We start from the raw sequence: 13,639 nt of genomic DNA on the forward strand, positions 1-13,639 counted from the left end.
AGGCGAGCGGGAGCGGCCGCGCAGGTCGGTCCACCCTCTCCGCTACGCCGGAACTTACAACGGATCCCAAATCGTGAATAGAGATTGCGCAATGCAGATCCGAGATGCATCTAGGGGGCAGCATGTGCAACATGGCGAGGGGCCAGGTGAAGGCCGTTCTGCCTTCACCGGGCCCCGGACCGCCGTGCGCCGGCTCAGCGCTTGATGAGGTCGGTGACCTCCTCGGCGGCCTTCTTCATCGCGTCCTTCGGCTTCGACTTGCCGACCAGGACGGCCTGGACCTGCTTGGCCACGGCCTCCTCGATCTGGGCGTTCTGCGCGAACTGCCAGAACGGACTGCCGGTCGCCGTATCGGTGATCTTCTCGGTCCACTCGGTGGTGAAGGTGTCCTGCGCGACCTTCGGGTCGGCCAGACCCGCCGTGGTGGACGGCGGCAGGGCGCGGGCGGCGAAGTACTCGGTGGTGGTGGCGCGGTCGGAGGTGGTGTGCAGTGCGAACTCCGTCGCCGCGTCCTGCCCCTTGCCCTTGACGATCGCGATCACACCGCCCCACAGCAGCGCCTGCGGCGTGTCACCGGAGCGCAGCACCGGCCGCTTCATCGGCTGCATCGCGTCGGCCAGCGTCTTGTCCTTGGACTGGGCCGCGGTCACGCCCTTGCCGATGATGGCGTCGTCGTAGAAGGCGGCCTTGCCCTGCCCGAACAGGGCACGCGCGTCGAAGCGGTCCACGTCCGCGGCGATCAGCTTCTCGTCGTGCAGCTTCTTGTACCAGGTGACGGCGTCGATGGAGGCGTCGTCTCCGATGGTCACCCTGTCGTCCTCCAGGAGCGTGCAGCCGAAGGTCTGCATCCACGGGAATATGTCCTTGAGCTGCGCGACCTTGGTGGCGGCGGCGTACGGCACGACACCACCGCCGAGCCCCTTCAGCTCCCGCAGCGCGCCCTCGAACTCCTCGACGGTGGCGGGGTGCTTCTTGATGCCGGCCTTCTCCAGGAGCTTGGAGTTGGCGATCACACCGATCGAGCCGGTGTTCCACGGCAGGCCGTACTGCTTGCCGTCGTACATGCCGCTGTCCAGCGCCACGTTCGTGTAGCCGCCCTTCAGGGCCACGGAACCGAGGTCGGCGAGCTTGCCCATCTGCGCCACCGCGGCGAGCCAGGCGATGTCGAGATGCACCGCGCCGGTCGTCTCCCCGCCGCCGAGCTTGAGGGTGAGCTGGCTCAGGTACTCGTTGTACGGGTACGAGACCGCGCGGACCTTGGAGCTCTTGTCCTTCTCCCACGCCGCGATGATCTTCTCGATCGAGGGCTTGGCTGCCTCCTCGTTGAGCGACCAGGAGGTGAAGTCGAAGTTCTTGGACTTCGTGTCGCCGCTGTTGGAGGAGGTGCCGGCGCCGGACGGTGCGCAGGCGCCGAGCACGCCGGCGCCGGCCACACCGAGCGCGCCGATGCCGAACATGCGCAGCGCGCCGCGCCGGCTGATGCCAGAGGTGGTCATGGTGTCTCCATGGGGGAGTGGGCGGAAGGGGACATGCGTGGGGGAAGGTGCGGGCGGATCCCGCGTGCTCAGCTCTTGACCGAGCCGGCGGTCATGCCGCCGACGAGGTAGCGCTGCAGGAACATGAAGGCGACGACCACCGGCGCGGACACCACCAGTGAGGCCGCCATCAGCTCGGGCCAGGCGGTCTGGAACTCACCGATGTAGGTGGAGACGAGGCCGGGCGGCAGGGTCTGCTTCTCCTTGTCGGCCAGCGTCACGGCGAAGATGAAGTCGTTCCAGCCGCGGACGAAGGCGAACAGTCCGGCGGCGATCATTCCGGGCGCGGCCAGCGGCGCCACGATGGAGTGCAGCGTCCGCCACCGGGACGCGCCGTCGATGGACGCGGCCTCCAGCAGGGCGTCCGGGATGGTGTCGAAGATGCCCTTCAGCATCCAGACGCACAGCGGCATCGTGAACGTGGTGAAGGACAGCACCAGGGCGGTGTACGTGTTAAGCAGGCCGAAGCTGGAGAACACGGCGTACAGCGTCACCAGCAGGAGCGCCTGGGGGAACATCTGGGAGGCCAGCACCATGTGCATCAGCGACCGCCGCCCGCGGTAGCGGAACTTGGAGAACGAGTAGCCCATGTACGTGGCGACGACCACGCTCAGCACGGCGGTGATCGAGGCCACGATGAGGGAGTTGACCAGGTACTTGATCAGCTGGTCGTTCTCGGCGAGGGCCGTGAAGTTGCTGAAGGTGATGTCGGTGGGTATGAGCTTCGGCGGGAACTGGAAGGTCTGCTCGGGGCTGCTCAGGGCGGTGGCCAGCAGCCAGTAGACCGGCAGCATGCCGAACGCGCCGATCACCAGGATCGCGGTCCAGGCGGCGATCCGCGAGCGCAGCAGGTCCTTGCGCATCCGACGCCGCGAGGTGCGCCCGGCGGACGTGGCGGACGGCCTCAGCCGGTCGGTGCCGGACAGCGGGGTGGAGGTCGTGGAGGTCATCGGGCGTCGCCCTTCCGCTCGGTGATCCTGAGGTAGACGGCGACCAGGATGAGCAGGAGCACCATCCACAGACCGCCCAGCGCCGTCGCCCGGCCGATGTCGAAGCCCTTGAAGGCGGTCTGGTACACGGCGGTCGCGAAGGTCTCGGTGGTGCCGGCCGGGCCGCCGCCGGTGAGCACGTAGATGGTGTCGAAGTGCTGGAAGTTCCAGATGAACTCCAGGAGCAGCACGATCGAGGCGACACCGCGGACCTGGGGCCAGGTGACGGCGAAGAAGCGCCGGATCGAGCCCGCCCCGTCCATCGACGCCGCCTCGTGCAGTTCCTTGGGCACGGTCTGCAGACCGGCCAGGAGCATCACCATCATCCAGGGGAAGCTCGCCCAGGTCTTGGTGACGACGACGGCGAGCATCGCGGTGCCGGGCTGGCCGAGCCAGGAGATGGACTCCTCGATGATCCCGGCCTTCATGAGGATGCCGTTCAGCACGCCGTAGTTCGCGTTGAAGATCCACATCCACAGGAAGGAGACCACCACGCCCGGGATCACCCACGGGAAGAGGAACAGTCCACGCAGGAAGCCACTGCCCTTCAGGCCCGAGTTCAGCGCGAGCGCGAGGGCGAAACCGACCACGAAGGGGACGAGCGTCGCACCGAAGGTGAAGATCAGTGTCTGCTTGAGGATCGTGAGGAACTCGCCGTCCAGCCAGTAGCCGAAGTTCTCCAGGCCGACGAACTCCCGGCCCGGCAGCCGCAGGTCCTGCTTGAAGAAGCCGGTGAACAGGGCGGACAGCAGCGGATAGATGATGATCGCCGCGAACAGGGCGAGCCCCGGTGCGGTCAGCAGCAGTGCGAACGCGCCGTTGGAGAGCCGTCCGCCGGACCGCTCACGGTGTGGAGCGGCCTTCTGTGGAGGTGCGGCCGTACTCATGGGTGTGTCCTCTCGAACGGGGCGGGAGCGGTGGTGCAGGGCGTGGCACGGGAGGCCGTGCGCCGGTGGACGGACGTGACGTGGCCCGGTGTGAGCGGCGAGCCGCGCCGCCCCCTGCTTCGACCGAGGCCCTGTGTGAATGCCATGCATGCTCCGTCGAACGCAAGTTGCAGCATGCGGGATCGTTCTCCATATCGTGCGACGGCGTCAACCCTCTTGGTCGGTGAATCGCCGGTTCCGTACAGACCGGCGAAAGCGCCGGACATGCCATGAGCTTGGCTGTTGGCCCACGGCGGCGATGTCGTCGGCTGCGCTGGAAACCTACAACAAATCCCACTGTCCGAACAGTGGTTGCACAATATGCATGTGATGTACGTTCAAGGCCGCTCCGCTGCGGCGGAGAGCACCCGAGCATCACACCAAGGAGGCCGCACCGTGCGGGAAGAAGAGGTCCATTACGACATCGCCGTCATCGGCGGCGGCTTGGCGGGGACCTGCGCGGCCATCGCCGCGGCCCGGCTCGGCCGACGCGTCGCCCTGGTCAACAACCGGCCCGTCCTGGGCGGCAACGCCAGCAGCGAGGTCCGCGTCTGGGTCTGCGGCGCCACGGCCCACGGCGTGCACCGCTGGGCCCGCGAGACAGGCATCATGGGCGAGCTGTACACCGAGAACCAGTACCGCAACCCCGAGGGGAACCCGTACTACTGGGACCAGGTGGTCCTCGACGCCGTCCGGGCCGAACCCGGCATCGACCTGTACCTCAACACCGACGTACGGGAGGTCGACGCGAGCGGCCCGGACGGCGCACGCGAGGTGCACTCCTGCACGGGCTGGATGATGGGCTCCGAGCGGCGTATCACCTTCCGCGCACGGCAGTTCCTCGACTGCACCGGCGACGGCCTGCTCGGCCACCTCGCCGGCGCCCACCACCGCATCGGCCGCGAGGCGCGCTCGGAGTTCGGCGAGCCCTGGGCGCCCGAGGCCGGGGACGGGGCGCTGCTCGGATCGACGATCCTGTTCCACACCAAGGACACGGGCCGTCCCGTGAAGTTCGTGCCGCCCGACGGCGCCCGCGACCTCACCACCACGCCCATCCTGCGCAACCGCGTGCTGCGCACCGGCGACAACGGCTGCGACTACTGGTGGATCGAGTGGGGCGGCGAGCTGGACACCGTCCACGACAACGAGCGCATCCGGGACGAACTCCAGGCCGTGATCATGGGCATCTGGGACCACATCAAGAACTCCGGCGAGTTCCCGGACGCCGAGAACCTGACGCTGGAGTGGGTCGGCAGCCTCCCCGGCAAGCGCGAGTACCGCCGCTTCCTCGGCGACCACATGCTGACCCAGCAGGACATCCTGGAGCAGCGGCAGTTCGCCGACCGCGTGGCCTTCGGCGGCTGGTCCGTCGACCTCCACCCGGTGCAGGGCATGTACGCCGACGAGCCCGGCGCCCGCCAGCGCTACGCGGACGGCATCTTCCACATCCCGCTGCGCTCCCTGTACTCGGCGAACGTCATGAACCTCCTGTTCGCCGGGCGCAACATCTCCGCCACCCACATCGCCTTCGGTGCCACCCGGGTCATGGCCACCTGCGCCACGCTCGGCGAGGCCGCGGGCACGGCCGCCGCGCTGTGCGTCGCCGAGGGCCTCAGCCCGCGCGAACTCGCCGCCGACCACCCCGAGCTGGTGCGCCGCACCCTGCTGCGGCAGGATGCCTCGGTCATCGGCCTGTACGACGACGACCCCGACAACCTGGCGCGCACGGCCCGCGTCAGCGCCTCCTCGTACCTGAGCCGCCTGGCCGCCGAGCCCACGCCGGCCGCGCCCGGCGAGCCGTACCCGCTCACCCGCGACCTCGCGCTGCTGCTGCCGGTCGACCCGGCACTCGACACGGTCGACCTGCTCGTCCACGGCGCCCAGAGCGAGCTGCCGAGCGAACTCACCGTGGAACTGTGGAACACCGGCCGCCCCGAGAACGCGGTCCCCGTCGACCACATGCTCACCACCACGGTGACCGTGCCGGCCGGCGGCCCTCACTGGGTCACGGCCCGCTTCGACCACCGCCCGGACGCCCCGGAGAACGTCGTACTGATCGTGCGCGCCTGTCCGGGTGCGGCGCTGGTACTCGTCCCCGAGCGCACCGACGGTGTCCTCGCCCTGCGCAGCAGGGCCGAAGGGGACGCGGCCGTCGACCACGACATCCCGGAGGAGGAGGGCCAGTTGGTCCTGGAGTGGCAGGCCCGCGGCCTGCGCCGCCGGACCTTCGGCTTCCGTGCGACCCCGGACACCGCCGCGTTCCTGCCCGAGCGGGCCGTCGGCGGACTCCAACGCGCCTACGGGGGCCCGCAGATGTGGTCGTCCGAGCTGCTGCCCGACCCGGACCGGGCCACGCAGTGGCTGCGCCTCGACTGGGACAAGGAGCAGCAACTCACCGAAACACGCGTGGTGTTCGACGACGACGTCGACGAATATCTCAACAACCTGCACCGGCACCGCACCCCGTTCGAGGTCATGCCGGAACTGGTCCGCGACTACCGTATCCAGGGCCGCGAGCCCGACGGCGCCTGGCACACGCTGCTGACGGTGACGGACAACCGCCGCCGCCACCGCGTGCACGATCTGAACGGCGCGGACGGCGGGCCCGTGCGCACCGACGCGCTGCGGCTCGTGGTCGACGCGACGCACGGGGCGCGGCACGCGCACGTGATCGCGTTCAAGGCGTACGGCGCGTAGCCGCGCGGCGAAGGGGCCCGGTGAAGGTCGAACGACCTTCACCGGGCCCCTTCGCCGCGTGTTTCAGAGAGCGCCGAGTGCTTGGCTGATGGCGTCGGCGGCTTCGATGACCTCGCGGGCGAGGGCGAGACGCTGCCCTTCGGCTTCGGTGTGGCTGCCGAGGAGGGAGGTGGGGCCCCACAGGGAGATGGCGGCGACGATGTCACCCGAGGCGTCGCGGACGGGCGCGGCGAGGGAAGCGCGGCCCAGGGCGCGTTCTTCGGCTTCTATGGCGTAGCCGGTGCGGCGGACGGTGTCGATCTCGGTGTCGAGGAGGTCGTGGCTGGTGGTCGTGTAGTCGGTGTGCGCCGCGAGCGGTTCGGGAAGCAGCCTGCGGCGCTCCTTGGGCGTGAGGCCGGTGAGGAGGCACTTGCCGATGCTGGTGGCGTGCAGCGGGGCGGTGTGTCCGGCCTGCGTGTAGGACTTGGGGGCGCGGGTTCCCTCGAAATTGCACAGGAACATCAGCTCGGTGTCGCGGCGGACGGCGACGTTGGCTCCGAGTCCGGTGCGGGTGGCGAGGTCCTGGAGGACCATGCGGGCGGCGCGGTGCACGGGGTGGCGATTGGTGGCGGTGGCGGCGAGCGGGAGGATGCCGAGGCTGAGGCGGTAGAGGTTGCTGACGGGGTCGCGTTCGACCATGTCGAGGCGCTCGAGGGTGGACAGGAGGCGGGAGGTGGTGGAGGAGCCCAGTCCGGTGAGTTCGGCGACGTCGGAGACGCGCAGTTCCGGACGGCCGGAGTCGAGTGCGCGCAGCACCGAGACCGCTCGTTCGACGCTCTGGTTCGTCCCGGCGTCGGTCGCCCGCGTGGCCATGACCCTCCTCATTTTGCAAACGGCTTGCACAATCTGCATCAGCATATCGCGTCGATCTGAGGGTTGTTCTTGGAATCCGTCGGCTCGCGGCCGGAACGTATACGGGTCACTCACCGTGCCGCACGGGGCGCCCGTGGGCGGACATCGTCCGCGTGAGGGAAAGCGCATGGCAGGACGGAGGCCGACTGGGGCAGGAATCGACGGAGCCGTCGGCCGTCAGCCCGGAGCGCCGTGGCCGCCGAGACCCGGTTCACAGGACGAGAGGCCCAACTCGGTGCGTCGGCGCTCCTCAAGGAATTCGATGCGTCGGGCCTGTTCGTCGGTGAGCACGTCGCACACCCAGTCCCAGTGCAGCGCCACCCGGTCACCGGCGGACAGCCCGTCGAGCAGTGTCAGCCCACCGGCCGAGCAGCGTACGGTCTCCTCCCGCCACGCCCCGTCGGCCAGCCCCGCACCGTCCCAGCACAGCGGGCGTGACCGCACGGTCGCGAGGTCTCTGTCGGCGGCCACGACCACTCCCGTACGGATGCGGCACTGGTCGAGCACGGACAGGGCGGTCGGATGGCCTGCCGACCGCAGCATCGGGGCCCATGGATAGACCTCGAACACCTGGAAGCTGTGATGGGCCAGGGCGCGCCGCCCGGCGTCGCGCCAGGTGCCGCCGAGCTGCCCCCGGAACCGGTCGGTCATGCGCTCCACCAGAGCGGCGGGATCGGCCCGGTCCAGCAGTTCGTTGCCGATCCAGTACGCCTCGACCACCCGCACGTCGAGCGGGTCCGCCAGTCCGGCCGTCTCCGCGAGGAACTGGAGATAGCACCAGGCCCCCTCGAACTGCCGGGCGCGCCGCTCGATGTCGGCGGTCGCGTCACGGTGCAGGAGGGCCGCCGCGTCCGCGGGGCCGCAGTAGCCCAGCTCGTTGGGCGGGTAGGCGTATCGCGCGAACAGCAGCGCGCCCTCGGCACTCACTCAGCAGATCCTCGGTAGTTGTTCGCCGATCGGCAGCCCGATCACCCGGCTCCCGCCCAGCCCCGTCCTCGCCACGACCATCCCGGCGTGATCCGGGACGCAGCTGCCGATCCGGCAGGCGGAACGGCCCAGGGGATGGGCCTGCATGGCGGCCAGCACCCGGTCCGCGTCCTCGGCCGGGACGATCGCGATCAGTTTGCCTTCGTTGGCCACTTGGAGCGGGTCGAGCCCGAGCAGACTGCACGCGTCGCGCACCGTGGGCGGCACGGGAAGCAGCCGCTCGACCAGTTCGATGCCCACGTCCGAGGCACGGGCGATCTCGTTCAGCGAAGCCGAGACGCCCCCGCGCGTGGGGTCCCGGAGCACATGGAGGTCGGTACCGGTGGCGAGCATGGCGGCGACCAGTCCGTGCAGCGCGGCGGTGTCGCTCTCCACCGTCGTACCGAACTCGAGGCCCTCCCGGCAGCTCATCACGGCCACACCGTGCACGCCGATGTCGCCGCTGACGAGCACGGCGTCGCCGGGGAGCGCCCGGCGCGCGTGGATGTCGACGCCCGGAGGGATCACGCCGATGCCCGAGGTGTTGAGGTAGACGCCGTCACCACTGCCGTGCTCCACGACCTTCGTGTCCCCGGTGACCAGGCGTACGCCGGCGTCCTCGGCGGCCCGGCCCACGGCCCGCGCGATCCGGCCGAGGTCGCTCAGCGCCGTGCCCTCCGCGAGGATGAAGGCGGTGGACAGGAACAGGGGCGTCGCACCCGACATGGCCAGGTCGTTGACCGTGCCGTTCACCGCCAGGTCACCGATCGACCCGCCGGGGAAGAACATCGGCTTCACCACGAACGAGTCCGTGGAGAAGGCGAGGCGGGTGCCGGAGCCGACCGTCAGAACGGCCGAGTCACCGAGGTCGGCGGCGGCCGCGGCACCGTACGCGGGCAGGAACAGGTGCTCGATCAGCTCGCCGGACATCGCACCGCCGCCCCCGTGGCCCATGACGACGGAGGGGATGTCCCGCAGCGGTACTGGGCAGGCCCACCCCTCGATGTCGAGGTCGGGCACATCGTTCACCACGGCGGTCGCGTCCTGCATCGCGTCAGTCACTTCGCATCGACCAGTTCCAGGCGGCGGTGGGTGTAGTACGCGGCGCACGCGCCCTCGGACGACACCATGGTCGCGCCGAGCGGGTTCCTCGGCGTGCACTCCTTGCCGAACGCCTCGCACAGGTGCGGCTTGATCAGACCCTGGAGGACCTCGCCCGAGCGGCAGAGCGACGACTCGGCGGTGCAGATGTCCGTCACGTCGAACCGCTGCTCCGCGTCGAACGCCCGGTACTTCTCGGAGAGCCGCCAGCCGCTGCGGGGAATCGCCCCGATGCCGCGCCAGGTCCGGTCGGTCACCTCGAAGACATCGGCGAGCATCTCCATGGCGGGCACATTGCCCTCCTCGCGCACGGCCCTGGGGTAGGCGTTCTCCACCTCGTGCCGGCCCGCCTCCAGCTGGACGACGGTCCGGCGGACCCCTTCGAGGATGTCCAGCGGCTCGAAGCCGGTGACCACGATCGGCACCTTGTACTTCCGGGCCAGCGGCGGGTACTCGGCCGTCCCCATCACACTGCACACGTGGCCTGCGGCGAGGAACGCCTGCACCCGGCACGTCGAGGACTCCATGATCGCGGCGATTGCGGGCGGCACCAGCACATGGGACACCAGCAGGGAGAAGTTCCGCACCCCGAGCCGTTGGGCCTGGTACACCGTCATGGCGTTCGCGGGGGCGGTGGTCTCGAACCCGATCCCGAAGAAGACGACTTCGCGGTCAGGGTTCTCCCGGGCGATCTTCAGCGCGTCGAGGGGCGAGTACACCACGCGCACGTCACCGCCGGCGCTCTTGACGGAGAACAGGTCCTGGCTGCTGCCGGGCACGCGCAGCATGTCGCCGAACGAGCAGAAGATGACGCCGGGGCGGGCAGCGATCGCCAGCGCCCGGTCGATGGTCTCCAGCGGGGTGACACAGACGGGACATCCCGGTCCGTGGATCATCTCCACACCGTCCGGCAGCAGTTGGTCGATGCCGTGCCGGATGATCGAGTGGGTCTGGCCGCCGCAGACCTCCATCAGCGCCCACTTCTGCGTGGTGGCCGCGTGGATCTGGTCGATCAGCTTCTTGGCGACATCGGGGTCGCTGAACTCGTCGAGATACTTCACCGGACGGCTCCTTCGGGAGAGGCACCCTGCTGGGCTGCGCGTTCGAAGCCGTCCCCGAACTCCTCGGCCAGGATGCCGAGCCGCTCGAAGTCGGCAAGGGTGTCCAGGGCCGACCGTTCGTCGAGGCGCTGGATGGCGAATCCGACGTGCACGATGACGTATTCACCGACGGTCGCATCGGGGATGTACTGGAGGCACACCTCCTTGCGCACCCCGCCGAAATCGACCTCGGCCATCACGGTGCCGTCGACTTCGGCGGTACTGAGGACACGCCCCGGAACAGCCAGACACATGGTCCCTCTCCTCTGTGGATCCCTCTTGAGGTACGGCGGTACGGCGGTACGGTCGTGCGGCGGCGTCAGCCCGATGCGGCGATCACGAGCTGGCCGAGAGCGATCCCGCCGTCGTTCGGGGGGAGCAGGCGCGGCCGCAGGACGGTGAAGCCCCGCTCGGTCAGGCCGCGTTGCGTCGCCTCGAGCAGCACGGCGTTCTGGAAGACACCGCCACCCAGTGCCACGGTGTCGAGGCCGGTGCGCGTGCGGCAGAGGTCCGCGAGGCGGGCGGTCAGAGCGGCGACGGCGGCGTGGAAACGCGCGGCGACCAGCCCGGCCGGAACGCCGTCCCGTACGTCGGACACCACGGCCCGAACGACCGGGCCCGGATCCGCGACGGCGGGCTCCTCCCCCTTCCCGGCCCGGACGCCGAAGCGGTAGCCGCCCTCCGGTGCCGCGGAGCCGGCTGCCGCGGTACGGGCCAGCCCTTCCAGTTCCATGGCCGCCTCCGCCTCGTACGCCACCACGTGCCGGACGCCGGCCAGGGACGCGACCGCGTCGAAGAGCCGGCCCATGCCCGACGTGGGCACGCAGCCGAATCCGGTGGCGAACTGATGGGCCAGCACATCGCGTTCGGCGGGCGGGCAGGCACGGACCGGCGGCATGTCGTCGTCCCAGGGGATGTCGGCCGCGTACAGATGCGCGAGGGCCATCCGGTACGGCCGCAGCACACTCGCGTCGCCCCCGGCCAGCGGTACGTAACCCAGGTGCGCGGCCCTGCTGAACGACGCGTAGCCGGCCACCAGGACCTCGCCGCCCCAGGCCGCCCTGTCGGCGCCGTGGCCGGTGCCGTCGAAGGCGATGCCGATCACGCGCTCGTCCGCGCCCAGGCCGTGCTCCGCCATCACGGACGCGATGTGCGCGTGGTGGTGCTGCACGGTGCGGACCGGCCGCCCGGCCGCGTGGGTGCGAGCCCAGTCGCCGGAGTGGTAGCCGGGGTGGCGGTCGGCCACCAGCCGGGTGGGCGCCACCCCGGTGAGGTCCTCCAGATGCTGCTCGGTCCGGGTCAGAGCGTCGACCGTGGACAGGTCGTCCATGTCGCCGATGTGCTGGCTCAGCCAGGCGTAGCGGCCCTCGGCCAGCGCACAGGTGTTCTTCAGGTCGGCGCCCACGGCGAGGGTCGGGGGCACGTCGAAGGGCAGCGCCAGCGGCAGCGGGGCGTATCCGCGCGAGCGGCGCAGCGGCAGCTCGGCACCGGCGGCCCAGCGGCTGACCGAGTCGTCGCACGGCACATGGATGCGCCGGTCGTGCCGTAGCCAGGCATCGACCAGCGGCGCCAGAACGGCCAGCGCGTCGCCGTCGTCCGTGACGATCGGCTCGCCCGACAGATTGGCCGAGGTCATCACGAGCGCGTCCGGGCCCGGATCGTCGTCCCCGATCCCGAAGAGCAGGACGTGCAACGGGGTGTACGGCAGCAGCAGCCCGAGGTGGGGGCTGCCGGGCGCCACCGCGTCGGACACCCCCGCCCCGGGCCGGGCAACGTGACGGGGGAGGAGGACGATCGGCCGGCGCCCACCGCTCAGGAGCTCCTCCTCGTCCGCCGTGAGAGTCACCAGCTCACGCGCGATGTCCAGGTCCGGCACCATCACCGCGAACGGTTTGCCGCCGCGCCGCTTGCGTCGGCGCAGCTCCGCCACGGCCGCGTCGTCGCGGGCGTCGCACACCAGGTGGTAGCCGCCGAGGCCCTTGACCGCGATGATCCCGCCCTCGGCGAGAAGTTTCCGCGCGGTCCGCAGCGCGTCCGCGTCGTGCGACGGGACCACGCCCTCCCTGCCGACGAGTTCGAGCCGCGGTCCGCAGTCGGGACAGGCGATCGGCTGGGCGTGGAAGCGCCGGTCGCGTGGGTCCTCGTACTCCGCCCGGCAGGCCCCGCACATCTCGAAGTCCGCCATCGTGGTGGCGGCCCGGTCGTACGGAAGGCCGGTGACGATCGTGAACCGGGGGCCGCAGTGCGTGCAGGTGATGAACGGGTGGCGGTAGCGCCGGTTCGAAGGATCGCCCAGCTCCTCCAGGCAGTCCCGGCAGGTGGCGATGTCGGGCGAGACCAGCGTCCTGGCCCGGTCGGACGCGCTGGACCGCTCGATGGTGAAGCCCGTACCGCCGCGCGTCGGCTGTTCGCTCGTCCGCACGTCCTCGACGACCGCGAGCGGAGGCGCGTCGGCGCTCAGACGGCGGCCGAACTCCTCCACGGCCCCGGCCGTCCCCTCGACCTCGGCGAGCACCCCGTCGCCGGTGTTCGTCACCGAGCCCGTGAGCAGCAGCTCCGAGGCGGTGACATAGACGAAGGGCCGGAAGCCCACGCCCTGCACGACGCCGCGCACCTCGAATCTGCGCCGGATCCGCTGCTCCCGGCCGCGGCCCATCATCTCCAGCCCCGACAGGGCCTCCCGGGCCTTCGCCCGGTCGATGAGCTCGACGGCGAAGCCCATATGGAGAAGCACCCAGTCGTCGCGGCCGGGTACCTCGTCGAGCATGCCGATGTTGACGCGGCGCCTGGCGCCCTCCACGTCCACCAGAGCCAGCTGGCCCGCATACCCGTCCACGAGCTCCACGACGCGGCCAGGAATGCCTAGGCACATGATCAGGATCTCCGGGGTTCGGTGCTGTTCACGGACGCGGTCGGTACGGACGGAACGAGCCGCCGGACCAGGGTGTGCACTGCCTGCATCGCCTCGGGCACCACGCTGTCGACGGCTTCGCTGAGCCCGATGCCCTCCTCGACTCCGGCGGGTGTGCAGCCGACGAGGTGGGTGAGCGGCAGCGTACCGCCCAGTTGACCCAGATTTGCCAGGACAGCAACCGGATTCATCCCATGTGCATCGAATTCACCCGAACCGAGGTCATCCGCACCGATGCGGAGCACCGTCACCTCCCCGGGGGCGCCACCCCCCGGGTACGCGTCGACCAGAACCAGCGCGTCGTACCCGTCGAGCAGGTCGTACGCGAGATGCATGCCGCGGATGCCGTAGTCCACCACCCGGACCTGCGGCGGCATCCCGCCGTCGCGGGCCAGCCGGCGCACGACCTCCGGGCCGAAGCCGTCGTCGCCGAGAAACAGATTGCCGATGCCCGCGACCAGCACCCGGGCGGCCGTGTCAGGTTCCGTCGTCATCCTCGGCTCAGCCGCCCCCGGACCGGAGG

Annotated in this window: 11 protein-coding genes; 1 reads left to right on the forward strand and 10 read right to left on the reverse strand. The window is 70.3% G+C overall.

The features are described from left to right. Window positions 1-194 precede the first annotated feature (194 nt). The 3 genes from OG520_RS34325 to OG520_RS34335 form a co-directional block, all read right to left on the reverse strand. Entirely contained in the window at window positions 195-1,496 is a 1,302-nt protein-coding gene (locus OG520_RS34325) for an extracellular solute-binding protein (RefSeq protein WP_406015688.1), read from the reverse strand. Between the two features lie 68 nt (window positions 1,497-1,564). Next, window positions 1,565-2,485, reverse strand: coding sequence for a carbohydrate ABC transporter permease (locus OG520_RS34330; protein ID WP_399333751.1), 921 nt, complete (start codon window positions 2,483-2,485; stop codon window positions 1,565-1,567). Next, on the reverse strand, window positions 2,482-3,411 hold the full coding sequence (locus OG520_RS34335; RefSeq protein WP_406015689.1) for a carbohydrate ABC transporter permease: 930 nt from the start codon (window positions 3,409-3,411) through the stop codon (window positions 2,482-2,484). Before OG520_RS34335 ends, OG520_RS34330 begins: the two co-directional genes overlap by 4 nt. A 435-nt stretch (window positions 3,412-3,846) precedes the next feature. On the opposite strand from OG520_RS34335, the gene OG520_RS34340 reads away from it, so the two are divergent. Further along, entirely contained in the window at window positions 3,847-6,147 is a 2,301-nt protein-coding gene (locus OG520_RS34340; RefSeq protein ID WP_406015690.1) for an FAD-dependent oxidoreductase, read from the forward strand. A 63-nt stretch (window positions 6,148-6,210) separates the two neighbouring features. Here the strand turns inward: OG520_RS34340 and OG520_RS34345 are convergent, their stop codons facing one another. The 7 genes from OG520_RS34345 to OG520_RS34375 form a co-directional block, all read right to left on the reverse strand. Beyond that, on the reverse strand, window positions 6,211-6,999 hold the full coding sequence (locus tag OG520_RS34345; RefSeq protein WP_406015691.1) for an IclR family transcriptional regulator: 789 nt from the start codon (window positions 6,997-6,999) through the stop codon (window positions 6,211-6,213). 216 nt (window positions 7,000-7,215) lie between these two features. Further along, window positions 7,216-7,965, reverse strand: a complete 750-nt coding sequence (locus OG520_RS34350) for a DUF6390 family protein (RefSeq protein WP_406015692.1) — start codon at window positions 7,963-7,965, stop codon at window positions 7,216-7,218. Then, a complete protein-coding gene (gene hypE, locus OG520_RS34355; RefSeq protein ID WP_406016628.1) occupies window positions 7,966-9,054 on the reverse strand; it encodes a hydrogenase expression/formation protein HypE in 1,089 nt (362 codons plus the stop codon). Window positions 9,055-9,062: 8 nt separating this feature from the next. Further along, window positions 9,063-10,166: a hydrogenase formation protein HypD gene (gene hypD / locus OG520_RS34360; RefSeq protein ID WP_406015693.1), complete on the reverse strand. Its 1,104-nt coding sequence runs from the start codon at window positions 10,164-10,166 to the stop codon at window positions 9,063-9,065. Continuing rightward, the gene (locus OG520_RS34365; protein WP_266422691.1) at window positions 10,163-10,459 is read right to left on the reverse strand and encodes a HypC/HybG/HupF family hydrogenase formation chaperone; all 297 of its coding nucleotides are present in this window, start codon (window positions 10,457-10,459) and stop codon (window positions 10,163-10,165) included. The genes hypD and OG520_RS34365 overlap by 4 nt, the downstream gene beginning before the upstream one ends. A 65-nt stretch (window positions 10,460-10,524) precedes the next feature. After that, window positions 10,525-13,077 carry a carbamoyltransferase HypF gene (gene hypF / locus OG520_RS34370; RefSeq protein ID WP_406015694.1) on the reverse strand — a complete coding sequence of 851 codons (2,553 nt, stop codon included), beginning with the start codon at window positions 13,075-13,077 and terminating at the stop codon, window positions 10,525-10,527. 2 nt (window positions 13,078-13,079) lie between these two features. Next, the gene (locus OG520_RS34375; RefSeq protein ID WP_406015695.1) at window positions 13,080-13,610 is read right to left on the reverse strand and encodes a hydrogenase maturation protease; all 531 of its coding nucleotides are present in this window, start codon (window positions 13,608-13,610) and stop codon (window positions 13,080-13,082) included. Window positions 13,611-13,639 lie beyond the last annotated feature (29 nt).

It is taken from the genome of Streptomyces sp. NBC_00984, assembly GCF_045162475.1.
Lineage (GTDB): Bacteria > Actinomycetota > Actinomycetes > Streptomycetales > Streptomycetaceae > Streptomyces.